Annotated in this window: 24 protein-coding genes and 1 tRNA gene; 7 read left to right on the forward strand and 18 right to left on the reverse strand. The window is 60.6% G+C overall.

What is annotated here, in order from left to right:
- Nucleotides 1-160: 160 nt before the first annotated feature.
- The 5 genes from BV106_RS32560 to BV106_RS32580 form a co-directional block, all read right to left on the reverse strand.
- Nucleotides 161-235, reverse strand: a tRNA-Glu gene (locus BV106_RS32560).
- A 71-nt stretch (nucleotides 236-306) separates the two neighbouring features.
- On the reverse strand, nucleotides 307-1,635 hold the full coding sequence (locus BV106_RS32565) for a 3-deoxy-D-manno-octulosonic acid transferase (RefSeq protein ID WP_081892523.1): 1,329 nt from the start codon (nucleotides 1,633-1,635) through the stop codon (nucleotides 307-309).
- Nucleotides 1,523-2,203 (reverse strand): 16S rRNA (guanine(966)-N(2))-methyltransferase RsmD, encoded by a 681-nt coding sequence (gene rsmD / locus BV106_RS36620; RefSeq protein WP_081892524.1) that lies wholly within the window; start codon nucleotides 2,201-2,203, stop codon nucleotides 1,523-1,525. The genes BV106_RS32565 and rsmD overlap by 113 nt, the downstream gene beginning before the upstream one ends.
- An 88-nt stretch (nucleotides 2,204-2,291) precedes the next feature.
- Nucleotides 2,292-3,272 (reverse strand): rhomboid family intramembrane serine protease, encoded by a 981-nt coding sequence (locus BV106_RS32575; RefSeq protein ID WP_038171894.1) that lies wholly within the window; start codon nucleotides 3,270-3,272, stop codon nucleotides 2,292-2,294.
- Between the two features lie 30 nt (nucleotides 3,273-3,302).
- Complete coding sequence (locus tag BV106_RS32580) at nucleotides 3,303-3,800, reverse strand: YfcE family phosphodiesterase (RefSeq protein ID WP_038171895.1); 498 nt, start codon at nucleotides 3,798-3,800, stop codon at nucleotides 3,303-3,305.
- Nucleotides 3,801-3,946: 146 nt separating this feature from the next.
- On the opposite strand from BV106_RS32580, the gene BV106_RS32585 reads away from it, so the two are divergent.
- Nucleotides 3,947-4,543 carry a hypothetical protein gene (locus BV106_RS32585; protein ID WP_038171896.1) on the forward strand — a complete coding sequence of 199 codons (597 nt, stop codon included), beginning with the start codon at nucleotides 3,947-3,949 and terminating at the stop codon, nucleotides 4,541-4,543.
- A gap of 537 nt (nucleotides 4,544-5,080) precedes the next feature.
- On the opposite strand, the gene BV106_RS32590 is transcribed toward BV106_RS32585, so the two are convergent.
- The 3 genes from BV106_RS32590 to BV106_RS39115 all read right to left on the reverse strand — a co-directional run bounded on the left by BV106_RS32590 (nucleotide 5,081) and on the right by BV106_RS39115 (nucleotide 8,320).
- Nucleotides 5,081-7,612 carry a pitrilysin family protein gene (locus BV106_RS32590; RefSeq protein ID WP_038171897.1) on the reverse strand — a complete coding sequence of 844 codons (2,532 nt, stop codon included), beginning with the start codon at nucleotides 7,610-7,612 and terminating at the stop codon, nucleotides 5,081-5,083.
- A gap of 98 nt (nucleotides 7,613-7,710) precedes the next feature.
- A complete protein-coding gene (locus BV106_RS32595; protein WP_038171898.1) occupies nucleotides 7,711-8,103 on the reverse strand; it encodes a Minf_1886 family protein in 393 nt (130 codons plus the stop codon).
- 52 nt (nucleotides 8,104-8,155) lie between these two features.
- Nucleotides 8,156-8,320, reverse strand: a complete 165-nt coding sequence (locus BV106_RS39115; RefSeq protein ID WP_265596315.1) for a hypothetical protein — start codon at nucleotides 8,318-8,320, stop codon at nucleotides 8,156-8,158.
- A 106-nt stretch (nucleotides 8,321-8,426) separates the two neighbouring features.
- Between BV106_RS39115 and BV106_RS32600 the strand changes: the two genes are divergently transcribed.
- Together BV106_RS32600 and BV106_RS32605 are read left to right on the forward strand one after the other, a co-directional pair.
- Entirely contained in the window at nucleotides 8,427-10,130 is a 1,704-nt protein-coding gene (locus BV106_RS32600; protein WP_038171899.1) for a glutamine--tRNA ligase/YqeY domain fusion protein, read from the forward strand.
- Between the two features lie 71 nt (nucleotides 10,131-10,201).
- Nucleotides 10,202-10,555, forward strand: a complete 354-nt coding sequence (locus tag BV106_RS32605) for a translation initiation factor (RefSeq protein WP_038171901.1) — start codon at nucleotides 10,202-10,204, stop codon at nucleotides 10,553-10,555.
- 12 nt (nucleotides 10,556-10,567) lie between these two features.
- Here BV106_RS32605 and BV106_RS32610 read toward each other — a convergent pair whose 3' ends face one another.
- The 9 genes from BV106_RS32610 to BV106_RS32650 form a co-directional block, all read right to left on the reverse strand.
- Entirely contained in the window at nucleotides 10,568-11,815 is a 1,248-nt protein-coding gene (locus BV106_RS32610) for an alpha/beta hydrolase (protein ID WP_063768039.1), read from the reverse strand.
- Between the two features lie 556 nt (nucleotides 11,816-12,371).
- Nucleotides 12,372-12,701, reverse strand: a complete 330-nt coding sequence (locus tag BV106_RS32615) for a hypothetical protein (protein WP_038171904.1) — start codon at nucleotides 12,699-12,701, stop codon at nucleotides 12,372-12,374.
- A 1-nt stretch (nucleotide 12,702) separates the two neighbouring features.
- Entirely contained in the window at nucleotides 12,703-13,062 is a 360-nt protein-coding gene (locus tag BV106_RS32620; RefSeq protein WP_038171906.1) for a hypothetical protein, read from the reverse strand.
- Nucleotides 13,063-13,150: 88 nt separating this feature from the next.
- Entirely contained in the window at nucleotides 13,151-13,684 is a 534-nt protein-coding gene (locus BV106_RS32625; protein WP_038171908.1) for a hypothetical protein, read from the reverse strand.
- A 183-nt stretch (nucleotides 13,685-13,867) separates the two neighbouring features.
- Nucleotides 13,868-14,647 carry a hypothetical protein gene (locus tag BV106_RS32630; protein ID WP_265596316.1) on the reverse strand — a complete coding sequence of 260 codons (780 nt, stop codon included), beginning with the start codon at nucleotides 14,645-14,647 and terminating at the stop codon, nucleotides 13,868-13,870.
- A 576-nt stretch (nucleotides 14,648-15,223) separates the two neighbouring features.
- On the reverse strand, nucleotides 15,224-15,781 hold the full coding sequence (locus BV106_RS32635) for a DUF3806 domain-containing protein (RefSeq protein WP_265596317.1): 558 nt from the start codon (nucleotides 15,779-15,781) through the stop codon (nucleotides 15,224-15,226).
- Between the two features lie 124 nt (nucleotides 15,782-15,905).
- Nucleotides 15,906-16,352, reverse strand: coding sequence for an SMI1/KNR4 family protein (locus BV106_RS32640; RefSeq protein WP_063768040.1), 447 nt, complete (start codon nucleotides 16,350-16,352; stop codon nucleotides 15,906-15,908).
- Nucleotides 16,353-16,507: 155 nt separating this feature from the next.
- Complete coding sequence (locus tag BV106_RS32645) at nucleotides 16,508-17,752, reverse strand: hypothetical protein (protein WP_265596318.1); 1,245 nt, start codon at nucleotides 17,750-17,752, stop codon at nucleotides 16,508-16,510.
- An 86-nt stretch (nucleotides 17,753-17,838) separates the two neighbouring features.
- Nucleotides 17,839-18,306, reverse strand: a complete 468-nt coding sequence (locus tag BV106_RS32650) for a hypothetical protein (protein ID WP_265596319.1) — start codon at nucleotides 18,304-18,306, stop codon at nucleotides 17,839-17,841.
- A 114-nt stretch (nucleotides 18,307-18,420) separates the two neighbouring features.
- On the opposite strand from BV106_RS32650, the gene BV106_RS36625 reads away from it, so the two are divergent.
- The 4 genes from BV106_RS36625 to BV106_RS32675 all read left to right on the forward strand — a co-directional run bounded on the left by BV106_RS36625 (nucleotide 18,421) and on the right by BV106_RS32675 (nucleotide 25,295).
- Nucleotides 18,421-19,998 carry an SUMF1/EgtB/PvdO family nonheme iron enzyme gene (locus BV106_RS36625; protein ID WP_051946758.1) on the forward strand — a complete coding sequence of 526 codons (1,578 nt, stop codon included), beginning with the start codon at nucleotides 18,421-18,423 and terminating at the stop codon, nucleotides 19,996-19,998.
- Between the two features lie 33 nt (nucleotides 19,999-20,031).
- Nucleotides 20,032-22,698 carry a glycosyltransferase family 4 protein gene (locus tag BV106_RS36630; RefSeq protein ID WP_265596320.1) on the forward strand — a complete coding sequence of 889 codons (2,667 nt, stop codon included), beginning with the start codon at nucleotides 20,032-20,034 and terminating at the stop codon, nucleotides 22,696-22,698.
- A gap of 141 nt (nucleotides 22,699-22,839) precedes the next feature.
- Nucleotides 22,840-23,757, forward strand: coding sequence for a sugar phosphate isomerase/epimerase family protein (locus BV106_RS32670; protein ID WP_038171918.1), 918 nt, complete (start codon nucleotides 22,840-22,842; stop codon nucleotides 23,755-23,757).
- 89 nt (nucleotides 23,758-23,846) lie between these two features.
- The gene (locus tag BV106_RS32675) at nucleotides 23,847-25,295 is read left to right on the forward strand and encodes an MFS transporter (RefSeq protein WP_038171919.1); all 1,449 of its coding nucleotides are present in this window, start codon (nucleotides 23,847-23,849) and stop codon (nucleotides 25,293-25,295) included.
- An 80-nt stretch (nucleotides 25,296-25,375) separates the two neighbouring features.
- On the opposite strand, the gene BV106_RS32680 is transcribed toward BV106_RS32675, so the two are convergent.
- Nucleotides 25,376-25,993 (reverse strand): hypothetical protein, encoded by a 618-nt coding sequence (locus BV106_RS32680; protein WP_265596321.1) that lies wholly within the window; start codon nucleotides 25,991-25,993, stop codon nucleotides 25,376-25,378.
- Between the last annotated feature and the right edge of the window lie 23 nt (nucleotides 25,994-26,016).

Raw genomic sequence — 26,016 nt, forward strand, 5'->3', positions numbered from 1 at the left:
CCAAAGGTTTCAGGAAACAGAATCCTGCGTCGAAAGTTGCGGAAAACTGGAGGGGTTGCCCGGGGTGATGCAAAAATTCACCTGCCTGGCGAGGGGTTCTATCCGCCAACTTTATTTTGACCTGCTGGTCCTGCCACTGTTCTCATTCTTGGAGAAAGAGTGGCGACCCCTACGAGAATCGAACTCGTGTCGCATCCGTGAAAGGGATGTGTCCTAACCGCTAGACGAAGGGGTCGTTTGTGCGGGCTGTTATTGTGCCCGGGATCCGAAAATGTGCAACTAGATTTTGCTCATTTTCTTCAACTTTTATTGCCGAAGAAGGCGGGAGGCCGTGCGGGCCGTCGCACCCTCGTGGTTGCGCAAAGCTGCCCTTCCCGCTTGGGCCATGATCTGCGCCTCCTGCGGGTGCCGCAGGAGGTGGTCCAGGCGTCCCTGAAGGGCGGCAAAGTCCGCCACTTGAGCCGCCCCCTGCCTCATCAACAGCACACGCACGAGGGCGCTGAAGTTTTCCATGTGCGGGCCAAACAGCACCGGCTTGCCCAGCATGGCAGCCTCCGCAGGATTCTGTCCGCCAGTAGCGAGGAAACTCTTCCCCACCACCACCAGCGTGGCCAGCCCCTGCCAGGCCTTCAATTCCCCGGTCGTATCCACCAGCAGACAATCGGGAGCAATGCTCTGCTCCCGGTCCACCAGGCTCCGCCGCCGCACCTTCAGCTCCATGGAACCCAGGCGCTGCTGGATCTCCACCGCCCGTTCCACATGGCGCGGCACCAGGATCAAGAAGAGGGCTGGATGCGCCCCACGCAACCGGAGGTACACCCGGGCAATTTCCTCTTCCTCACCCGCATGGGTGCTGGCAGCCAGCAGGACGGGGCGTGACGGACTGATTCCCGCACGCTCCATGATCTGGCGGAACTCGGCCATCTGCTCCACCGGCTCGCGGTCGCCCGCCTCATCAAACTTGATGCTGCCCGTCCACACCACCCGCTTGGCATCCAGCCCCAGGGACAGCCAGCGCTCCACATCCTCCGGCTCCTGCACCATCACCTCCGTCAGCAAGGTAAAGATCGGTTGCACCAGCGTACGGAGCTGCCGGTAGCGCCTTTCGGAGCGCGGGGACAGGCGTGCGTTCACGAGCCGCACCGGGATGCCCCGGCGGGAGGCGGCCTGCACCAGATTGGGCCACACTTCCGCCTCCACCAGCACGATTTGCCTGGGTCGGATGACTGAGAGGCAACGGCGTACCACGAACCAGCCATCCAGCGGACTGTAGAGGGGAATCACCGCACCCGGCAACTCAGCCGCCAGTTTCTGGGCCTGGGCCATCCCCGTTGGAGTGGTGGTGGTGATCACCACACCCACCTGAGGACGCTGCCGCACCAGCTCATGCACCAGCTTCACCGCGATGCCCACCTCCCCCACGCTCACCGCGTGCATCCAGATCACTTCAGCATGGGACCGGTGCAGCGCATCCAGCTCTGCCCGCGCTGATTCGGAAAAGAAGCCCAGTCTCTGCCACAGATCACGCCAGCGGCCGCCCCGGGCTCGCATCTTCTTGATCGCCCCCGGCAGCATCACCAGGAGCATGATCGGCAGGATCAGATTGTAACACAGCAGCACCAGGGTTCTCAGCATCGGATATCGTCGGAAGTTGCAGCAGCAGAATGCGGGTGGAGCCGTAGGAGCGATCACGCACTACCTCCCAGTTCGGGATAACCCCGCTGTCTCGTTTTGTCACCATGCTTTCCAGCACCAGCCACCCTCCGGGTGCCAGCACCTTGGGGAGGGATTCGTCGGCCAGCAGCAGGGCGGAAAAGTCCGTGTCCCCCGGTTTCTTGGTGTAAGGCGGGTCAGCAAATACGAGATCAAACTGTGCGCCTGCATCAGCCAGTCGACGCAGTGCGGCAAAGGCATCCGCCTTCGTGATCTTGCCCCCAGAAAGCTTGGTTTTGCCCAAGTTCTCCTGAATGAGCGTGGCAGCGGGACCGTGCTGCTCCACAAACAGCGCCTCCTTGGCCCCCCGGCTCAGGCACTCCAGCCCCAAAGCTCCGGAACCCGCAAAAAGATCCAGCACCCGGGCTCCATCCACCAGATCTCCCAGCATGGAAAACAGCGCCTCCCGCACCCGATCAGCGGTGGGGCGGGCCACCATGGCGGGGACTTTAAGGTGAATACCGCCAGCGCGGCCTGCGATGATTCTCATGAGATGGGGCGGAAAAGCTCCACCCCTATACCGGGATGCCCCGTCGTTCAATACGAGGCTACTGCCTTCGCCAAACCCATCCCACCACTCAGGCCTTGCCCTTGCCTTTGCTCTCACGCTCCATGATTTCCTGGCGCGCCCGCTCCAGCAGTTCCCGCTCTTCATGAGTCAGGCTGCCCAGCCCCTGGGTGGCAATCTTGTCCAGAATGGGATCGATCTCCCGCTCGATAAACTCTTTCTTGGTGAGCGAGGGGACAAACGTGTCCGAATCCGGCTCATTCACATCCACCACGCGGCGACGACGGCGGACGTTCGTGGCCGCCACGGCCGGGCGACCAGCCTCGCGACGCTGCCTTTCATGCCAGAGGCGCTCGTACGTCACCGGCGTGCCTCCATACCCCAGGATACGCATGAACCACATGCCGGTGAGCGCGCCCCCCAAGTGGGCAAAGTGTGCGATGCCCGTATCGATCACGCGCAGCGTTTCCAGAATGCCCAGCACGGTACTCACCCCGATGACCACCAACGCCAGCGTCCACATACGTACCCGGACCGGAATGATCAGTGAAATCATGGCCGTGACCACCTCCTGGGGAAGCATGACAGCCATGGCCACAAACACCCCGATCACGGCCGCGGACGCGCCGATCACGGCATGAGGCTGGCCCACCATCCAGCCCACGAGCACCTCCAGGAGGGCACCTCCCAAGCCGGCGATGAAATAGACGTAGAGGAAGTAGCGCGGTCCCACCAGAGACTGCAGCCCCTTGCCAGAGAAGAAAAGCATCAGGCAGTTGCACACCAGGTGGAACAGGTTCCCGTGCACAAACATGTGGGTGACCAGCGTCCACACCCGCCCCTGCAGCAGGGCCTGTAAGGAGAATGCCCCCCAAGGCAGACGCTCGGATGTGCCATCAGGCATGACGATCACCGATGACCCCACGCCAAAGACCTGCAGCACGAACACCGCCACATTGATGATTACCAGAAGCGTTACGGCATCCGGCCACATGACCTCCAACCAGCGGGAGGGCTGGGGGCCACGCATGTAGTCACGATCACTCAGCATATCGCTATTTCTGCTATACCATAAAACGACTCACAACACCAAGTCCACGTGAGAAAATTGCCCGGATCCAGTATCGTACAGTCCAAACCCGGGACTTCCAAAGCGGCCCATCAGCTCTCCAGGGTTCGCCCACAGCGTCTTGCCAATCTGGTGAATGTAGCGCTGATGGTCGTGCCCGCTGAACACCGCATCGTACGCCCCGCTCTCAGCCAGGCGGCGGGAAATGTCCGGATAGTGGTTCAGCGCAATCCTCTTCCCGTCCAGTTCCAGTTCTGCGAGCAGACCGTGCAACGTGACATGGGAGTGTTTCCCCGCCACCCGGGAAAGCAGAAACTGGTCCCCATCATTGTTGCCAAACACAACATGAATGGGCCCGGAAAAACTTTCCGCCAGTTGGGCCAGGGTGAAAGGGGCGCAAAAGTCACCGAGAAACAGCAAAGCCTCCGCCTTCAACTCCCCAACCTGCCGCGTGGCGGCGGTCAAATGGTGCAGATGATCGTGAATGTCACTGAGAACAGCAATCTTCATGGTGGCAAGGGACAGACTTTCGGAGGACTCACGCGTTCGACATGAGACGATTTCTCATTTGACGCGCATTTCAGCGGAGGCTAGGAACTAGCACGAACAAACTTTTGCTGTTCGGGTCAAACGTTTTCGCATCCCCTTCTTTCTGTATGAATTTGCGCGCCTTCCTGGCCTCCGCCGCCGTTGCCCTGCTTTTTACTGCTGGTATCCGTGCTGAAAACCTTCCGCTTGATCATCCAACGGCAAAAGTCGTGAACGCTTATCTCGAAGCGGTGGTGAAGCAGGACTGGAAGACAGCCTCCACAATGCTGCTTCCCGTTTCTCTGGAGCGTCGCAAAACCCAGATGATCACTTCGGTCAAAAACTCGACCACCATGACCGAAGAGGCCGCCAAGCTGAACATGCTGGGCGTCAAGGACGTGGCGGAGCTTCAGAAGATGACTCCTCAGGAAGCGTATGTCGCCGATCGCGCCGCTGTGCACAGCCGGATGAAGGTGAGCCCGGAGACGATCAAGAAGAAGCAGGAGACCCTTAAGATCAACATTCTGGGCCTCGTTTCCGAAGAGTCAGGGAAGATTGTCCACGCCGTGGTCCGCACTCGTCAGGAAACAACTGATGTGGCCATCGAAGAGCTCCTCCTTATTTCCCTGACCCAGGACAAGCTCGACACGAAGAAGTGGCACGTGGTCCCGGACATGCAGCAGCCCATCACCACGCCTCTGGCAGCCGCCAAGGCCGCCCCCTGATCCAGGGCTCGATCAAAGAAGTTTCCCAAAACCGGTGTGGCGAAAGTCGCACCGGTTTTTTTGTGGTTGGCCCGCTGCGCGTGAGACGAAAGGCATCAAGACAGGAGACCAAAGACATGACCTGACGCCAAGGGCGTCAAACAAAGTAGCCCAGGGTCAGGCGAGGCACGAGCCGCCACCCTGGGTACATGGATGGGTGGACCAGAACTCCGAAGTGAGTTCTACAAACTGTGAACGCACCCCTGACGTGTCCACCACGTGAAACACGGTCGTCTCCGGGTGATCTGGACGGTTTGTAGAACTCCCTTGGAGTTCCAGTACCAAACCATCGATACCCGGGGTGGCGACCGCTTCGCGATCTGACCCCGGGCTATTTTGTATCACGCCGTTGGCGTGAGACGCTCGCCATGAGAAGATCGTCATGGCCTCCATGCACTTCGGCGAAACCAAAGACACAACCCAACACCTCTCGCGAAGCGTCAGGTCTTGTGTCTTTCCTTCTTGTGTCTTGTGTCTGGCCGCTCCGCGGCCTCCGGCTTACGGCCTCACCGTCACCACAAACGCCTTGGCGGGGTCAAAGAACCGCGCGGCGGTCTCCTTCACCTGAGCATCCGTCACGGAAGCCATGAGTTGCGGCAGCTTCTGATGATGCCCAAAACCGAAGCCGTTTAGCTCATCCCAGCCCAGCGCATCCGCCATGGCACCGTTCCCCTGTTGCTGACGCAACCAGGAGGATTTCCACGTCGTCTTGGCGCGTTGCAGTTCGTCGGACTCCAGACCTTCCTTGGCGAGGCTGGCGATCTCCTTCATGAGCTCCGCCTCCACCAGATCCAGTTTCTTCGGATCCGTGCCAACATAGAAGTAGAACGCCCCTGAACCCAGGGCATGGAAGGCCTGCGTGCCCACATAGTAGGCCAGCCCCATCTCTTCACGAATGCGGTTGAAGAGACGTGAGCCCATGTCACTGCAGGCCTCGTCGATGAGTTGCAGTGCTGGCGCATAGGCATCCTGCATGCCGACCGTGGGGAACCCCACGACTAGCACACCCTGTTCCTTGTCGAGCTTGAGATCCCAGCGGGCTGCGTCCGCAGTGGGATACTCAGGCTCAAAGCCAGCCGTGGACTTCGTTCCTGACGCCAGCTTGCCGAGGCGCTCTTCCACGAGCGCGAGCACCTCCACGGCCTTCACATCTCCAAAGACCGACACCACCCCGTTGCCTCCCTGAACCGTGCGTTCCCAGTGGGCGCGGCACACTTCTTCATTCAAGCTGGCCACCGACTGCTGGGTCCCGAGCGCCGTGCGCTCGAAGGCCAGGCCGGCAAACATCTCCCGGCGCGCGCGGCGCAAGGCCACGGTGAGCGGGTCTTCCAACTCTTCACGAATGGAGGCCTGCTGGCGTTTTTGGATCTTGGGCAGGTGACCTGCCGGGAACACAGGCTGCGTGAGAATCTCTGTCAGCAGATCCAGCGCCACCACTTCGTCCCCCTTCACCACATCCGCCCCCACCACCAATCGGTGGGCGTCTCCCGTGGAGAGCAGCGATCCGCCGCGATCTTCCAGCACCGCAGCGATCTGCTCATCCGTGCGGCTCTGGGTGCCCTTCACCAGCCACTGGGCGGTGATCTGGGTCACCCCGGCGTTCTCATCCGTTTCCACCGGCACCCCGGCCAGGAACTGAATGCGGGTGGAAATCAGAGGCAGGCGCGGGTTCTCGCCCACCAGCAGCGTCATGCCGTTGCTCAGGGTGAAGCGTTGTGCCTCCTCCCGGTTCACCCGGGCATTGGCCTGGCTCGCCTTCTTCAGCGTGCCCTGCGGATGCAGGGAAACCCGGCAGCGACGATTCGGCTGAATGTAGGTCCGGGCGGCGTTGGTCACGGCTTCCACCGTCAGGGTCCGGATGCGCTCCAGGTAGGTGCGATCCTGGTCGAGGTTCCCCACCGTGAGCCAGCTGTGCCCGAGGCTGTTGGCCATGCCACGCGTCGTGCTGCGCAGGCGCAACTGATGACTGAGGGTGGCACGCACTGCCTTGTCGAGTTCTTCCTGAGTCGGGCCGTTTTGACAAATCTTGTCCAGCACCTGACCGAGAGCCTCCTCCACCTTCTCCAGATCTTCGGCATCGCTTTCCGCTTCGACGGCGAAAAGGCCGCGATCCAATGCTGACCATGCGCCGGCCCCCACCCAGTGGGCAATGCCAAGGCGCTCCCTCAGTTCCAGATTGAGACGGGAACTGCGTCCGCTGCCCAGAATGAAGCCCAGCACATCCAGCGCCGGCTTGTCAGGATGGGAGTCCCCGTGGATGGGCCAGCCCAGGCTGAGTCGGGCGATGTCGGTGTTGAACTCCTTCTCGGACTGACGCGGGGCCACCTGCACGGGCTCCTCCGGCATCAGCACCGGCTCATAGGGGCGACGCTCCCAGCTGCCGAAATGCTGCTGAATCGCCGCGCGCACCGCCGTGGAATCAAAAGCCCCCACGATCACCAGGAAGCAGTTGTTGGGCACATAGTGCCGGCGCACAAAGCCCACCACATCCTCACGTCCCGCCTGATTGAAGATCTCCAGGTGCCCGATGATCGGATGACGCAGCGGGTGCTCGCGGAAGGCCGTCGTCTGCATCAGGTGTTGCAGCACGGACTGGGGGTCATCGTTGTCCATGGCGAACTCCCGCCGGATCACCTCCTGCTCCTTCACCAGTTCGTCCGCATGGAAGTTTGAGCTGCGGGCCATGTCGGCCAGGATGTTCAGGTATCCATCCACGTTCTCGGCCACCCCATCGATCCAGTACACGGTGCGGTTGAAGGTGGTGTAGGCATTCACATAGCCGCCCAGCGCCTGGATCTCCTGGGAGATCTGCGGGGCTGTCCGGCGCTCCGTGCCTTTGAAAAACATGTGCTCCACCAGGTGAGCCAGCCCTGCCCCGGTCCACTTTTCCTCATGCAGGCTGCCCGCCTTCACCCACAGTTGCACGCTCGCCAGAGGATGCGCGTGGTCTTCCAGCAGAATCACCTCCAAGCCATTGTCCAGGGTGTGCAGTTGGGCGGCATTGGGTGGGATGGTGAGATCACTTTTCATGGAGTCAGAATGCAGAATGAGATCGGCGGGAATGCAGTCTTCACGCCGGTGGAAAGGGGCTGGATTGGGATACGAACAGAGAGTCGGAGCAGAGGACTTCAGCGACGGCGGGCGACTTGAAACGGACGCCGCAGCGCCTCCATCAAGTCCACCCCGTCGAAAAAGTCATCTATGGAATCGGTCTCGTTCTTTCCGAAATAGCCGACTCCAATGAGGTTGTACACCATGTTTCCCACGTCCTCGCTGCGTTCCAGGCCCCAGTCCCGGATGACGAATGCCGCCATGGGACCAAATTCCAGCACCGCCAGGTCTCTGAAACCCGAGAGCAGTTCCCGGCCGTTGACGTGACGGTCGTCGTCATTTTCACGCTCCAGCATCTTCACCGTGTGGCCCAGGGCCTGGCACAGGAAGGCATAGCTCTCCGGAGCATAGCGGTTGTCGCGCTGCTGCACCTCATGGACGGCAAGCTGGAGGGCAAAGGATTCTCTCATGAACGAAAATAGCTGGTGGGGGGCACCCAAGATGGCGCAAAGGCGGAGTGGGTCAATCTGGAGCCGCTTGTGGGGGCTCCACCTCCTCAATTGCGGGGATGACCGCTTGGGGGACCTCCGTCTGGACACCGCGATAACGACAGGCCTTCACACCGGCTCCCAGCAACAGCAGGGCCAGAATGCCGAGGATCAGTCGTCGTTCGTCGGGGGATACCATGGAGGAATCCGCACCTCTGGGGGCAACCTTCACACTCGTCAAGCGTCCCGCCCCTCATTCTCCATTGACTCCGCCCCCTTGCAAAGGCACTCATCTTTCCCGTTCCATGAGCAATCCGACCGAATCCGCCACACCCCGACTCGACTTCATCCGCGAGTTCATCGCCAACGATGTACGCTCCGGCAAGAATGGCGGCCAAGTGGTGACGCGTTTCCCCCCGGAACCCAACGGCTACCTGCACATCGGCCACGCCAAGTCCATCTGCCTGAACTTCGGCCTCGCGGAGGAAAACGCCCCCAACAGCCGCTGCCATCTCCGCTTTGACGACACCAACCCCACCAAGGAGGAGACCGAGTACGTGGACTCCATCATGGAGGACGTGAAGTGGCTCGGCTTCGACTGGGGCACCCATCTCTACTACGCCAGCGACTACTTCGGGAAGTTCTACGAGTTCGCCGAACAGCTCATCACCAAAGGCCTCGCCTTTGTCTGCGACCTGAACGCTGCCCAGATGCGCGAGTATCGCGGCAATCTGACCGAGCCGGGGAAACCCAGCCCTTTCCGTGATCGCAGTGTGGAGGAAAACCTCGACCTCTTCCGCCGCATGCGCGCCGGAGAGTTTCCCGATGGCAGCCGCACGCTCCGGGCCAAGATCGACATGGCCAGCTCCAACCTGAACCTGCGTGACCCGGTGATCTACCGGATCCTGCATGCGGAGCATCATCGCACCGGCAATGAGTGGTGCATCTACCCGATGTACGACTTCGCCCACCCGCTGAGCGATGCGCTGGAGGGCATTACCCACTCCCTCTGCACCTTGGAGTTTGAGGATCACCGCCCGCTCTACGACTGGCTCGTGGAGAACGTGGAAGGCCTGCCCAGCCGCCCCGTTCAGCGGGAATTTTCCCGCCTGAACCTGAACTGGACCGTCATGAGCAAACGCAAACTGCTCCGGCTGGTGAAGGAAGATCGCGTCTCCGGCTGGGATGATCCCCGCATGCCCACCCTCAGCGGCATCCGCCGCCGGGGCTACACTTCCGCGGCCATGCGCAATTTCAGCAAGGGCGTGGGCCTGACGAAGTTCAAAGCGCTCACCGACTACGGAGTGCTGGAGAACGCCGTCCGCGAGGATCTCAACAAGGTGGCCCTCCGTCGCATGGCCGTCCTGCGCCCGCTCAAGCTGGTTCTCACCAACTACCCCGAAGGCCAGGTCGAGGAGATCGAGGCCCCGAACAACCAGGAAGATCCGAACGCCGGCATGCGCAAGGTGAAGCTGGGCCGGGAGCTCTTCATCGAGCAGGAGGACTTCGCCGAAGTTCCGCCCAAGGACTGGCGTCGTTTCACCCTGGGTGCCGAGGTTCGTCTCACCAACGCCTTCTGCGTCATCTGCACCGACGTCATCAAGGACGAGGCAGGCAATGTCATCGAACTCCGTGGCACCTATGACGAGACCACCCGCCACGGCAAGAACCCGGAAGGCCGTCCCAAAGTGAAGGCCGCCGTCCACTGGGTTTCCGCCGAGCATTCCGTCACCGCCCCGGTGCGTCTGTACGACCGCCTTTTCACGGTGGACGATCCCGATGCCGCGGCCGGCGAGAACGGGGACTTTGTTGATTTCATCAATCCCAAGTCGCTCGAAGTCCTTGAAGACGCCCGCCTCGAAGCCCCCCTCGGTGAAGCCAAAGCAGGCGAACACTTCCAGTTCATCCGCGTGGGCTACTTCGTGGCAGACTCCAAGGACTCCCAGCCCGGCGCCCCGGTCTTCAACCGCACCGTCAGCCTCCGGGACGGCTTCGCCAAAGGAAAGTAGGACAGGTTTCCAACCTGTCGGTACCGCAGGATTTCATCCTGCCTCATTTCAGACCAGCCCCTCCTTCCACCATGTCCCCCACCCCCGAAGACTCCCCTTTCGGCGGCCTGAGTTCCTCAGGACTGCCTCCTGGGCCTTCGGCCAAGGGTGGCCCCGACTCGCCTCAAAACCGGTGGAAGATGGGCAAGGTCACGCTGCAACGTGAGACCGCCCATCGCGGCGGAAAAACCGTCATCGTGATCAAGGACTTCGCGTCCCATCTCCCCGCCACCGTCATCGAGCAGATCGGCAAACGCGTCCGGGCCGCCTGTGGTTGCGGCGGCACCGTCAAGGACCGCCGCATCGAGATCCAGGGAGATCAAGTGGACCGCATCCGCAAGGTCCTCGAAGCTGAGGGCCTCGAGGTCGGCGGCATCAAAAAATAACGTCGGGGCTTCTCACTCCCACTTCAGGTCCAGGCCGAGCTTGTTGGCGCCCGCACCTTCCTTCACATCCCAGACCAGAGCTTCCCCGCCCTTGTTGGAGAGGGTCGTGGTGCTCACCGAGCCAGCTGGCGCATCTTGGTCCGTGATCGCCGCAGCCACTGCTGAAGTATAGCTCACCGTCAGCTTGTTCTTTCCCAACACCGCGCCATCACGGGCGGGCAGGTTGAATTTGCCGCTCATCACCCGCGCCGTCACCTCAGGGGCATGGGGATTCTCGGGAGTGAAGGTGACGCTGCCCCAAGCCACCGGAGTGCCGTTCACACTGACGGTTCCCTCCACCGCGCCACGCTTCGTGGTGGCTGGGCTCAGGAAACCCTCGTTGCGCAACCAGTCCGCCAGATGTTTACCCCAGGTGGACAGCACCGGATCTCCCTGAAAGAGCCCCACGCCATGAGGTCCGCGACGGTAGATGTGCATCTCTGCCGGCACCTTGTTCTTGCGCAGGGCCAGGTAAAACGCCACGGCATTCTCCGCAGGCACCACCGTGTCTTCATCCGTCTGGAAGATGAAGGTCGGCGGCGTGTGAGGCGAGACGTTGCGCTCACTCGAGACCTGGCGGGCAATCTCCTCGTTGTCCTTGTCCGGACCGAGCAGATTGTTCCTTGAACCCCGGTGCATGTAGCCCTCGGTCATGGAGATCACCGGGTAGCACACCACCAGGAAGTCCGGCCGGGAGCTGAGCTTGTCGATGGGATCGGGTGCATTTGGATCCCCGTTGTCGAAGAGCGTGCCCACCGTGCTGGCCACGTGACCGCCCGCGCTGAAGCCGATGACGCCGATGCGTCCCTTGTCCACCCCCAGCTTATCCGCATTGGACCGGAGCCACCGCACCGCCCGCTTGGCATCATTGAGCTCGGTGGGATGGTGATAACCTGCGGACCCGAGCCGATAGTAGCAGACCACCGCCGTCACCCCCAGGCTGTTGTAGAACTTCGCGATCTGCCTGCCCTCGTGATCGGCAGCCAGCCCACCGTAACCCCCTCCCGGCAGAACCACCACCCCGGCGCCGCAGGATTTCTCCTTGGCCGCAGGGAAGATTTCCACCCGGGGCACATCCTTCGGCTCCGTCCCCTTAGCCCCCGGCGCTCCCTCCGGCCAGAGCGGCACGGATTCAGGGGCAGCCGCGTTGACCGCACTGTTGAAGAACATTCCCAAGGCACAAACGATGGCTGGACCAGGCAGGTAGAATTTCAGGTTCATGGAAGCAGTAGTAGCAGGTGCGATTGCAGAGAGACGAGAAGATTGTGGAAGAGAAACGCAGTTCACTGAACAAAACTTCAACGGGAGGCAATTCCCCCGCGAGAACATCCTTCGCAGCCACGCCAGCTGTATCCCACAATGAACTCTTGGGACCCCAAGGAGCGGCGGTTTGTGCTTGCACAACCGCCGATGGGAAAACGGATAGTCTGGCTAAATTACCTTGGTGAATCACGGAGTCGCGACGTTGCATCCTCGATATGCAGGAGGCAGCGATGCCACCTCAGAAGGGCCAAAGGTCCGGCTTCAAGCCAGCCTTGGGCAACGCCCAAGGAATAGATGACCAAATAACCTTTGAGGGCTGAAGGCCCGACCTCACCAAACCTGCCCGCGACGAGCAACCCTGAATGCCCCCCGGGCTTTCAGCCCGTTCGCCAAAGGGAGATCATCGGCCTCACCACTTTTTCTCTGATGGCATTGGTCCCGCATGCGGGACGGCTCAGAACAAACTGAATGAGCAATCCGCACTGCCCGGCGAACCGAGTAGGGTTCAGGATGCTCATGTCGTCAGAAGTCGGCCCTGATAGATAACGGAAAATGACCTGGCCCATGCCATATCAGGGCAACTCAACAGGTTGCGGCAAATACTGCTGACCCGTTGATCATGGTAATTCTGATGGAAGCGAATGTCGATCCGCCCCGGCACGATCGTCGCTGCCAGAGCATTGCCCCGATAATCGTCCTCGTAGGAAACACCTTCCCGCTTCACATCACGATGCTGGATCGAACCCGGAAAAAACACCGCAACCGTATCAATCAAAAGGCACTTCACGAAGTAACCTGGCTGTTCGATGCAGTGCTGTATGGACTCGATACCAGCAATCGTCATGTCATGATTGATTGGCGTCCAATGGACCGACATTCTTACGGCGAGACCTCAGTACGAAATACGAAAGGATCAACGATTGGATGACAGCAGCAATGTTTACCGCTGTCATGGACGGCGAGAAGCCAAATAGCATGCCTACGCTCGTTGTGACGAGATTCGCAGGCTGGTAAAAAAGAATGGCCAATATGACGAGCGGACTCGTGTAGCTGATATACCAGGGATGGTAGTCTTCCCTCATCATCGTGAACGGGAGAAACAAGCACGGCAAAGGAATCCAGACGGCAATCAGCAAAAACAAGCGGCGCAATGGAGAGTTTCTCATGACTTGACCACCTGCGAGTGAGACGGAGTTGTCGTTCATCGTATGTCTAACCCGTGACAACGACGAATGCAAGACTTTGCCACTGGGACCAACTCCTGCCTGAGAGTCATTTCTGAACTGCGCTGATCTACTCTCTGCTCGGCTTTCGGGAGACAGTACTCGCCACGTCCACGAAGTCAGCCTTGTTGATGTCTGCATACTCCTCCGGAGAGATCAATCCTGTACTGCCGTCTGAGTACGCCACAGCATGAGTCGGAGGCCCCGGCCACCGCCAGATTCCCACCCTATGTTCGGGGACGTTGCTGTAGGGAGTATCACAGACCGCAACGATCCTTCGCGCTGTCTCAGAAAAACTGATTTTCCCGGATGCAACGTAAAACTTGGCTTCGCGATTCCAGGAGGAGTCAACCAAAGCTGCGAGCTGATCCAATTCGGCATCGGAAAGTTCCGAGAAGTTGAAGCTCCCGTCGTGCCTTTCGGCGATCGCCATCGCAGCGAAATTTTTCAGACTGTGCACCCTGTGCAACGCAGATGAGTTCCCACCACAATTTGAAGTACGCATCATCGGCGTGAAGCTCAACCCGACAAGAATCGCCGACAAGGTCACCGTAGCAATCACGACAAATCGCCAGAGAGCTTTGAACCCATTCACGATGCTCATCCTAGAAGCTTCTTTAGTGGGCCTCGCCCTCACAGCAGCACCCGGTCTGTTGTCGAGGCGAACGCCATTTTGAACCCTATCTTAGATTCCAACCTCTAGACTCACCTTCCAGCCGTTAGGCAAAAGCGCTTGGCAGACCAGGGTGGGTTGCATGACCAACCGTACAGTGACACACCACTTCATTCACTTCTCCCGAAGCATATTCCGAGCGGACAGCCATTCGTGAAGCGCGTCAATCCTTTCGGTGTTCGGCCCTTGGGGGGTGAACGTCGGACAAAGCCAACCACCTTCGGAGTGTTCGTTCCATGCGTAAACCAGGATGGTGTTGGCGGGAGCTTTGTCTGAATTGGCATGGGTCCAGGCAAAGGCAGACTCCATACTGGCAACCAATTGCTTGGGTGTCGCCGACCAGCCGACAAAGTCCTTCTCAATGTTTTCGCGGGGATACCAAGCGACATGAGTGTCCCGAAAAGGGGTGGGATCCCAACCGGTGCCCACATTGGGGATGATTTCTTTGAGCTTGGAGTAGTCGCTCCAGTTCTTCTCCATACCGCCTGCATACATGCTGACCGCGTCAGCGCCGACCGTTTCGCAGGCCTGCGCCGCCTCCGCGGCAGTCCAGCCCATCATGGCAACGTAGGGACTCTTGCCGCAGGAGTTTATCGAGAGCTCTCGCAACACCGCAAGGTCCTTGCGGGCGATTGGCGTGAAGAGATAAATCAGGGGACGGCCGTCGAGCACCTTCTGGTACTCCGGCTTGGCAAACTCCGCGGCAAGCCAGGGCGCGTCTCGATTCATGTCGAACGGATTTGTCCCCAAAACGACACACCATTTGAGCCCCTCCCGCTTGGCCGAAGTCAGATAGAAGTTGCGCGCGAGCTCCATCCCGCTGCCAGGTGGGTACCAATCAAACGCCCAGTAGTCGATGCCAGCATGGATGGCATAGCCGATCTCTGCGTCCATGATCTCCTGAGAGAGAGGTTTGAACTTGATGGAATCCGGACCAGTCGAGCCCACAAAAAAGGGTGCGCGATGCCGATACTTCGACGGACTGAGAACTCGCTCGCAGTCCCTCCCGACCTCGCAGTTGTTTCCCCAACCATCCCACCGGATGGCACCGATCAAAGGGCGTGCTGATGACGCAGGCGGAGTCGCCTCCTCGATGCCTTCCTTCCCGCCAGCCTCCCTTCCCTCATTTTCGGGAGTTTCGGCAGCCGGAGCCCCGAGGGGCACGGCAATGCCAAGGAAAAGCGCGGTGCTGAGTTGGATGAAATGCCTGGATGTCACCGGATCGGATTGTTTGTTCGGATAGAAGGCCAGCAAGCGAAGAGTACGACAATACTGCTGTAGAACTTGCCTAGTTTCCGATCAACCTAACCAGTCGCCCTAGACTGGCGAGGATGAGCCTATCGAATGGCATATGTGCCTAGCCCTGGCTGAATCCCCCGATTATTTGAACACGCATGCTATGCACCTAGCGCCCCCGAACTCAGCTACCGCCGGAGAGTGTTTGCTATAGTTCTTGGTAGGGTGGCGAGGTCATTGGGGTGTGGTCTTCATGGCATGCTCCAGCGTCCGGAAGAGAGCAACAATGAAGTCGGTCTTGTTGTCCTCAATACGATACTGGGCGGAGGTAAATGGAAAGCTGCGAGTTGGCGGATGTTCTGCGACCAGCGCGACGTCGCTGCCATGACTGTCAGTGACCCGCGCCCAACGGACGCCCAAATGCTGGATGGAGTGTGCGCCGAGAGCACAGCCGACGATGCGGGTAACGTCCTCGGCTGCAAATGTGCCGCGCCTGCCGGATTTAAGCCAAGCCGCGAAAGCCATGTCCAAGTCCTCAAGGTCGTCGCCCGTGCGATCGGCGGCAGAAATGAATGCCGTGATGAATTCTGGAATGCGTTTGTGATCACGTTCGATGGCGGCACGCTCTTCGGGTGTGAGTTCGGTAACGGTGTCGTTGAAGTCCTTTCGGTTGGGAATGGCACCTTCCTTGAAGGTTACTTCGCCGGACGGAGTTTGGATCGTGACTGGTTTTTTGTCATCTGCCATAGCGAGGACAGTTGCGAGTAGAATGGGCGCGATGAAGTGCTTCATGGGAGAACGCGAGGACGCCTAATGACCCAGGCTCAGCGCCCCGGCCCACGGGACGCCACGAATGCATCTGCAACGCTCAAGCAGGGTTCGCTGCAGCGCATGGTTCGGCCGCAAATCTATGGTCTCAATCATTGTCAAACTCTCCTGCTTGAACCTTAGTGGCGAATTCCGGAAAAGAAGCCCCTCTGTCATCCGTGTCTCCGGTCTCGTGTGACCAGCGAACAACTGGTGACTCGCCCTGCGAATCCCGACGCGAATAGTCGAAGCAATAGTAGTCGCCAGTGCCGTAGTCAGCGAACGGAAGCAAGTGGGTGAAGTCGCGCTGCTCGTCGGCGAAGTTGTCGAGCCACCGCGTCCACCCCTCGCGAAACCTGCGGTCAATCGAATCCCAAGTCATGCGAGGGTCGCGCCGGTCCATCACGGGAAAAATCGTGACCGCCTCGATCCCATGTCCGTTATTTTGGAGCAGCCACCCCCTGAAGGATGGAGGGAACGTCCGCCCGAGCGCAGCCTCTGCGTTGGCGATGGCGTCGTCCGTTGTTCCGAAGACTCTGGGGTGTTTGCCGCTCATGGCGTGTGATAGCGGTTTAACAAGTATACTTACCAACGAACCATTTTCGACTGCGGGGACCTGTTTGCTCATGCCGTGGTCTCACTGACGTCTCCAAACCGCGGCACACAGCTCAATCGTACCGTTAGTCCGTTCGTTTGCAATCTCAAGAGTTCCTACTGCTTATCTGGGTTCAACATCGAATCAGGCGAGACTTTGGCACCCTGCGCCTTGTTCGCATTGGTTCGTTTCCCTGTGGCGTCGATCAGACACAGGTCAGAGGGCCACTTAGAATTGTCATCGAAGATGACCTCTCCGGTCTTTGTGTTGAGGTACAGCGAGGTGTACCTTGGTTCATTGGCGTCGACGATGAAATAGGCCCAATGACCAAGTTCGCCTTCTTTTGGCGTGGCGCCTGTGAGTTTGGTCAGGAACTCAATGAGTTCGGGGGTGTTCCAGTGCAAGCGATCCCCCTGCGTCCGCAATCGTATGCCTGTCGCGCCTCCGGAAGCAAACCGCTTGGCAACGAATGGATGCTTTAGCGCAACATCGACCGCAGCAAGCAGGTCTTTCGGTGTGACTGAGGCCTCAATGCGCTTGTCATCCACAACAGGAAGCACAATCTCGATTCCGACCTCGGGCTTCATCTCCTTTCTCGGCCTGAGATCTGCCGTCCAAGTCTTGCCCTCCAAAGAGCAGCTTGAATACGTGCCTCGCATCGCCTCGATTCCTGAAACCTCAAAGTGACGCTCGAACTCTGCCTTGAATGGACTTGCGGCGAAGAGCTCCTCTCCTCTCGTTTTGGCCGCAGCCCTCTCTTCTGCCCAAATCTCCCTTTCGCTCTTCGCGCCCTCATCTCGATCTCGAATGAGGATCTCACCCGTCTCGTAGTCAAAGCTATAGGAAGTCTTGTCGACCATGACCAAATGGAAGGTCCCTCCGTAAAATCCATTCGGCTTCGTCTGAATGGTGGGAACCCACCTGTAGTGACTCACCGACTCCTCCAGCAATTCAGGTTTGGCGATGAGTTCCCGAACTTGGTATTGCTTGATCAGCTTGCCCTGGTGATAAAAAGCAATCGCCAAATCCGTGTGTTTCTCCTGATCACTTGCCCAGGGCCCAAATCGAACCAGATACTGCCCATCCTCGGACAACTTGGCATTGAAGGTATACCAATCTTCGGTTCGCCACATCTCGGCAAACTCTCCTGCATCCGTGATCTTGTACGCAACACCGAACGCCTTGCGGTCGATCACAAATTCATCTCCGTTTTGGCGCCACTTCGCAGGAACCATTTTGAAAAGGTAGTCACCACGCTCGGAAAGAATCACCCATGGAAACGGGGAGGCTGGAGAATCAGCTATCGCCATTCGGAAAGGCAACACGGCGACCATGACTGCAATGATCCAAGTAAGCTTCATTTTCTTAAGGGAACTGAGGACTACAACCATAGAAGCACATCTATCGCGGGATTCTGCCATGGCGACAGGGGACCGATGAAGGGCACCTACCTCCCCCGCCCCACTGGCACAAACCGCAGCTTGGTCGCCAGGACCTCATCATGCTCGGACTCCGCCCACGGCCCTTTTGATGCTTCGCGGACATAACCGAACACCTGCCAGAAAGACGGACCTTCATCCGCCGCGGCTTGAGCCCCCAACCGGGTCGCTCCAGCCGCGATGCGATACGGAGCGGCGTACATGAACTTCACATCCAGCACAAAATCCCGGTCCACACGAAAGACCTCGGTTCCCGTCAGGACGGAGTCACTCTCCGGCCCCCGAGGTGGCGAGAGATGCTTCAAGCCCGGGAACGACTTCTTGAGATGCGCACGCAGGGCGGGATCGGGTAGCGCTGCCAGTCTGTTCCGGTAGGCGGCCTCCCGTTGTTTGACGTCGCCAGACGCTGCCGACCCGGCACAGCTGGCGAGCAACACCGGCAACAACCACACCATGCAAAGCCATGCGGACCTCATAGGAAGGCATCTCAACAGATGGCCCCCGGATTGGCAAGAAGTTGCCAGATGAAGTTTTTCTGCGGCCCTATTTTATCACTTTTCAGTTTGGCGAGTTCGACTAGCATCCCGCGCATGCGACTCCGCCTCTTGACTGCGAGCCTCCTGCTGCTTGGCACCGCATTGCGTGCCGCCGACCCCGCCCCTGCGCTGAGCCTTGAGCTTGGCAATGGTGTGACGCTCCCCGTGGTGCTCATTCCCAAGGGCACCTTCATGCAGGGCTCCCCCACAGACGAGGCAGACCGGGGGAACGATGAAATGCAGCGCTTCGTGAATCTCACGAGCGACTTCTATCTTGGCAAGACTGCCGTGACCGTGGAGCAGTTTGAACGGTTCGTGCAGGAGACCGGCTACCGCACCGAGGCCGAGAGCGGCCCCAGCGGCGGCTTCGGCTGGGCGGGAGACACCCTCGTGCAGAAGAAGGAATTCACCTGGAGGAACCCCGGCTTCACCCAAGCTCCAGATCACCCTGTCACAATCGTCACCTATCCGGATGCGGAAGCCTTCTGCCAGTGGCTTTCGAAAAAGGTAAAGCGCAAGGTCACGCTGCCGACCGAGGCGCAATGGGAATACGCCTGCCGCGCCGGGACCACCACCGCCTGGCACAACCTCGGCGACGAAGCCGCGAGCAACAGCATCGCCTGGCACAAGAAGAACGCTGGCAACCAGACCCATCCCGCCACCAGCAGCTCCGTGAACCCCTGGGGTCTTCACATCGGTGGCAACGTGGCCGAGTGGTGTCTGGACTGGTACGGTCCCTATGAATCCGGCCCGCTGACGGACCCGGTGCAGACCAACCAGAACCTCTCGGACAAACCCCGCCGCGTCCTGCGCGGTGGCGCATGGTCCCGCGATCCCAAGAACACCCGGAGCGCCGCCCGCTACCGCGCGGATGCCCGCAGCCGCAATGCAGACATCGGATTCCGCGTGCTCTGCTCCGTGGCGGAGGTCATCCCACCACCGGCTCCCAAACCCACAACGAACACCTCCTCCACCGGCGGCCTCCTACCCCGGATGGAAGGTGGATCTGAACCCTCAGTAGGCCGGCCTACCGTACCAGTTTCCACCACTCAGCCCGCTCCGTCGCCCACTTCCAGCGATGCCCAAGCCCATGGCACAACGCCCACCGAGACCAAGGGTGGCCCCATCGACTTTCTGGTCGGCCTCATGTGTCTCTTCTGCCCCGTTATTGTGGTCGGCCTCGTGATCTGGCTGGTGGTGCGCGCAGTCAAAAGCAAGAACCAGAGCGCCACGCCTTCTGCATCGTCGTCACGCGGTGGCCAGAGTGCCGGCGCGGCTCTGGCCGACGCCCTGCAGCAGCCCTCGGGCTCCGGTTCAGGCCGCGCCCCCCGCATCCGCCTCGTCGAGGACGGCTTCTGGATCCTCGTTGACATCGCTCGCGGCAGCACCGTTCGCTATGTCTACCGTCCCCACGGCGGCATGGACGTAAGCGGTCAGGTTCAGTATCAGCCAGGCCCAGAGGGTCAGTATATTTACACGGGAGCGAAACCCGAGAACGTGCGCGTGACCGAAGCAGGTGGCCAGCCCTTGGACGACGCCTTCGTGTACGACTCCGACAATCGCGACACACAGCGGGGCAATGCCTTTGACCAGGACGACGACCGTCCTCCCACCTATCCCTCGGCGTACTAACCCCGTCCTTCAGGTCGTCGCTTCACCCCTCTCGTGGAAGCACTCGTCTTCGACGCGGATCCCCGTCTTCCGCACCTTGCCGCCCGCAGTGCCCGCAGCCTGCGAGCGGCTGGGTTTGAGAAAATCACCATCCGTCATGCGGGGAGCAGCCCACCAGGTCTCACCACACCAGGTGCGGTGCTCCTGCTCCGCGCCGGCGCGTGGTTGCGCCACCCCGCCCACTTTCAAACCCCGCCGTTTCATCCCGCCAGCCACCCCGTGATGGCGGTGGGGCACGTCGCGGGCACTGGCCCGGCGGAACCCTGGTCGCGGTTCTTTGAAACACACGGGGGAGACTTCTCCACGGCAGAGACACTTCCTCCCTGTGTGTGCGAGTGGTTCGATGAATCAGCCGTTGCCATTGGACTGGCCGAGGCCCGGCTCACCGCGAGCCCGCTGCCAGTGGCCGCCGCGCTCAAGCCCCCCCGCATCTTCCACTGGTCTCCGTTGGATGCCGGGTTTGCCCCGGGGCTGCGCTGTCTCCAGATCGTCACCAGCCTCCAGCACGGCGGCGCAGAGCGCATCGCCTGGGATCTGGCCCAAGAGCTTCCACGAACTGGAGTCGCCACGCGGCTGATCTCTCTCGGCAAACCCCTGCGTCGCACCCTGCCGGAACTCCCCGGCACCCTCGACCTGAGCCAATATGATCGCTCCACCCGTGCGGAGCGCCTCCGCATCGCCGCGCATCACTTCGGGGCCGATGTCCTGCATGGTCACCTCATTGATCAGGAGGACATGCAGCTCTTCAGCGCCTCTGGCATCCCTCTGGCTACGACCATCCACAACACCCAGGCCGCCTGGCCACAGGGTCTGGAATCCCTCCGTGCCGAGGACGCCGGTCTGCTCATCGCCTGCGCCCAGACGGTGGAGAGCGAACTGGCGGAGCTGAAGCTGCCCGTACCCCTGCGCACGGTTTGGAACGGCATCTCCATGACGGAGTATGCGGGCAATCAAACGCCCGACCCTGCCAGGGATGAGTTTGTGCTCGCCTGTGTGGCCAACCCCCGCCCGCAAAAGCGCCTTCACCTCCTCCCGGCGATTCTCTCCGCCACTCAGCAGGCCTTTGATCGCTGCGGCATGAAGCGCCAAGTCCGCCTCATCCTGGCGGGCGAAGCCTCTCCACGCAGTCCCAGTGCGCTGGAGTGTTATGAGCAGATTCGTCAGGAAGCCGCCCGTCACGGCGTCACTTCAGCCATCACCTGGACACACGGGGCCATCGATACCAAGAGCGTGCTGGCCCAGGCCGATGCCGCCATTTCCTGCAGCGCCTATGAGGGACTGAGCCTCGCTCATATGGAAGCTCTGGCCATGGGGCTGCCGCTGATCTCCACCGATGCAGGCGGCACCCGGGAGCTCGCTCCTGGCAATCCAGCCCTGACGCTCCTACCTTTGGAGGCCTCCCCCACCGATTTCGCCGAAGCCATCGTTGCCCTCATTCAAACGCCCCCGGCTTCCGGAGTCGAAGCGGTGGCCCGGGATTTTTCCACCCCCCACATGGCCCGGCGGGTGGGCTGGCTGCTCCAGAGTCTAGCCACCCAGGCCGCCTCGCCCGCAGGCGAGGGCATCCTCTTTGTCACCAACAACCTCTCCACCGGCGGCGCTCAATCCTCCCTGCGTCGTCTGGCTCTGTCGCTACAGGCACAAGGCATCCCCGTCACGCTTGCCCTCCTCCAGGAGTATCCTGAGCATCCCACCCCGGGCCGCACCGCCCTGGAGCAGGCGGGTATTCCCTTCATCGTGCCGCCCCCTGCGGGCACCGTTGATCCCGCCATCGCAGTACGGCAGATCCTGGACCACATGGCCCCCACCCCGTCGGCCACCATCGTGTTCTGGAATGCCATCCCGGTTCACAAGATCCTCCTGGCCGATGCCGTCTGGTCCGCCCGCATCTTTGATGTGAGCCCGGGTGAGATGTACTTCGCCTCCCTGGATCGCTATTTCCTCAATCCCCGCCCCGCCTTGCCCGTTCGTACCGCCCGGGATTATGGTCAGCGGCTCAGTGGAGTCATCGTCAAATACCACGACGAGGCTGAGCGGGCAAAGGAGCTCCTGGGAGCGCCCACCTATGTGGTGCCGAATGGAGTCCTCCTGCCCGAGCCCTTGCCACTCCGTCCTCCAGCCCCTGCGCCATTCGTATTCGGCACGGCTGCACGTCTCAGCCCGCAGAAACGGCTCGGCGACCTGCTGGAAGCCTTCCGCATCGCCTTGCCCGAGTTGCCCAAATGTGAACTCCACATCGCGGGTGGCCCTGAGCACGATGGCGCGGAGCATGTGGCAGAACTGCACCGGCTCGCAGAAGGCCTACCCGTCATCTGGTGCGGAGAGCTGACCGACCTTCGGCCGTTCCACGCCAGTCTGGATGCCTTTGTCATGATCTCGGAACCCGCCGGATGCCCCAATGCCTCCTTGGAGGCCCTGGCCGCCGGGCTGCCCGTGGTGGCCACGGATTTCGGCGGAGCCCGGGAGCAGGTGATTCATGAGCAGACCGGCCTCCTGGTCCCGCCACGTGACGCGACAGCTCTGGCCGCGGCCATGGTCCGGATGGCCGCTGACTCAGATCTCCGGGCCCGCTGCGCAGCGGGGGCACGGGCGCATATCGAGGCCGGATTCACCTTGGAGCGGATGCTGTTCGCCTATCGACGCGTGTTGCTGGAAGATTGAAGAGGGATTCAGCCAAGCCATGTCTTTTCAGTTGCGTGAATTCCGTCCAATCTGCTTAAAAAAAGTCAGTTTCAGCCCCCAAGTCCGTTACCTGCCATCGTCTTTTCCTGAACTGATTCCCGGCTCATCCACCCAGTCACCATGCAACGTCGCGATTTCCTCTCCACCACCCTTGCCACCCTCGGTGCCAGCGCTCTTCCTGCCTTTGCCACCGGTCCTGTCAACCGCCCCGGCAAGTCGCGCCTGATGCTGGGTCTGGCCGCCTACTCCTTCCGTGAATACTTCAAGTGGATGCGGGGCAAGGAGCAGAAGCCCAAGGACGGCAAGCCACAGTGGGAAGTCTCCGACTTCATTGACTACTGCGCCGATCAAAACGTCCCCGGTGCGGAACTGACCAGCTACTTCTTCCCCCCTGATGCTACGGCGGCCACCATGCTGGAGGTCAAGCGCCGCGCCTACCTCCGAGGCGTGAGCATCACCGGCACCGCCGTGGGCAACAATTTCGCCCTGGCCAAGGGCAAGGAACTGGATGACCAGATCGCCGATGTGAAGAAGTGGATCGACTTCGCCGCGATCCTCAATGCCCCACACATCCGCGTCTTCGCCGGCAATCCGAAGAAGGACATGAACTTCGACGAGGCGCTGGCGAATTGCATCGCCGCCTATCAGGAGTGCCTCGACTACGCTGGTACCAAGGGCGTGTTCCTCGGCATCGAAAACCACCATGGGTTGGTGGCGGATCCCGCCAACCTCATCAAGATCATCGAGTCCGTGAAGAGCCCCTGGGCGGGCGTCAACTACGACAGCGGCAACTTCAACACCGAGGACCCGTACGGCGACCTTGAGAAGATCGCCCCCTACGCCATCAACGTGCAGCTCAAGATGCGAGTGAAACCCAAGGGCAATCCCGAGGGCACACCGAGCGACATCCCCCGGGTGCTGAAGATGCTGCGTGATGCCAACTACCAAGGATGGTTCACCCTCGAGTTCGAAGAGAAGGAGGACCCCTTTGTGGCCGTGCCAAAGATTCTCAATGACCTCCGCCCCCTCCTGGGTTGAGTGACTGGTAGTATGTCCATTTTGCTGCCGGGGTACGGTTAAACGAGACCCCGGCCGCCCCCTCCCCACCACAGATCAACCTCCCCTCCATGTCCACAGCTCCCAAGCTCACCACCACCCAATGGCTCATCTGCTTCATCGCAGCCTTGGGCTTTGCCTTCGATATCTACGAACTGCTGATGCTGCCCCTCATCGTGGGCCCGGCATTGCAGGAGCTGATCGGGGCCGCTCCCGGCACCCCTCTGTTCAATGCGTGGGTGGGTAAGCTGTTCTACATTCCGGCCATTGCCGGCGGTATCTTCGGGCTGTTGGGAGGCTATCTGACGGACCGGCTCGGTCGGCGGCGGGTGCTCACCTGGAGCATTCTGCTCTATGCGTTCTCAGCCTTTGCCGCAGGCTATTCCACCAGTGTGGAGATGCTGCTCGTCTTCCGCTGCCTGGTCTTCGTCGGAGTCTGCGTGGAGTTTGTCGCCGCAGTTGCGTGGCTCGCTGAGCTCTTCCCGGATCCGAAGCAGCGTGAAAAAGTGCTCGGCTACACCCAGGCCTTCTCCTCCATCGGTGGTCTTCTCGTCGCCGTCGCCAACGGGCTCTGCATCAAGTACTCCGCCAGCTTCCCGGCCATTCATTTCCCGGAGTTCCTCAGTGGGCTTTCAGGCGGCCATGTGGTGGGTGATGAGCACGCCGCCTGGCGCTACACGTTGATGTCGGGCCTGATTCCCGCCATCCCGTTGATCCTCATCCGCCCCTTCCTGCCCGAGTCCCCTGCCTGGTCGAAGAAGAAGGCCGAAGGCACGCTGAAGCGCCCGAGCATTGGCGAACTGTTCACCCCGGAACTTCGTCGCACCACCTTGGTCACCACCGCCATGTTCGCCATGGCCTACGGTGCCGCATTCGGTGCCATCCAGCACATTCCCCGCATCATCCCCGGTCTTGCGGAAGTGAAGGAGGCCTCCAAAACAGCCTCCGAGGCAGCAGCCAAGGCCAATGAAGGCAAACCCGCCGACGTGATCAAGAAGGCTTCGATTGGTGCCGGTAAGAAGGCTGAGCAGGCCATTGCTGCCAACACCACCAAGGTTCAGGAAGTGGGCGGCCTTGTCGGCCGGTTCCTCCTCGCGGCCCTCGCCGTGGTCATTGTCAGTCGCCAGAAGCTGCTGCGATTGTTCATCGCCCCTGGTTTGCTGATCATGCCCATCGTCTTCGCCTACTGCGCGGTGACCGGCTTGATACCGTTGCAGATCGGCATCTTCTTCGCCGGCCTGCTCACCGTCGGCCAGTTCAGCTTCTGGGGGAACTACCTGCCCCGCGTGTATCCGGTCCACTTGCGTGGCACCGGGGAGAGCTTCGCGGCCAACATCGGCGGTCGCTTGATCGGCACGTCCTTTGCCTGGATCACCACCACACTGGCCACCACCTCTGACGTGGCCGCCGCCCCTACCAAGCTCGCCTACACTGCTGCGGCCATCGGTCTGGGCGTCTATGTAGTCGGATTTGCCCTCTCGTTCTTCCTGCCAGAGCCCAAGGAGGAACTGCCAGAGTAACATCCCTTGCTTGAAGAGCGGCCGGACCCTTCATCGGGGTCCGGCCGTTTTTTTGTGCCCTCAACCAGGAGGCAATCCGCTCAGTCCAAGTTGTCGTCGAGCGGTGCGGGAAGGTTCATCTCATGAAGAGCCAGGGCTGCGATCGTCCGGACAGGATAGTACTTTCCAGGGTGAATCCCACAGGCGTCGTTCCGCACGAATCGGGCGTCGCCCAGCGCGTCAGTGAAGTACTCGCCCGACTCAACGTCATGCAGGCGGCGCAATACCCGGGCCGCACAGATGCGCACCGCGGGATACTCGGACAGCACCATCAGCACCCCCACCGGTCGGAGAGATTCACGATCCCCCAGCCCCAACATCAGCACCTGAAGCATTTCAGCGTATTCGGTCGTATCACTCCGATCCAGGCGCCGTCGAATCACTTCCAGCACCGGCTCTTCATCCGCCAAAAGCGCCAGCTCAGTCAGGATCTTCCCACGGGCCATTTCCGTCGGCTGGGCGGTGGTGGAGAAGACATACTCATTCGTAACAGAACGCGGATTGCATTCCGCCTTCAGCCGCTCCAGCACCGCCAGGGTCTTCTCAGCGCGGGAATGCGCCTGCGGACCAGCCTGAAAGCGCAGCATCAAGACGGGTGCTGAAGTCAGCACCGCACCAAAGAAAACTGCCGCCCAAGGCCGAAGAACACTGGATTTCATAAGCCCCCTAACGTTCCTGCCAG

Source organism: Verrucomicrobium sp. BvORR106 (assembly GCF_000739655.1).
Lineage (GTDB): Bacteria > Verrucomicrobiota > Verrucomicrobiia > Verrucomicrobiales > Verrucomicrobiaceae > Verrucomicrobium.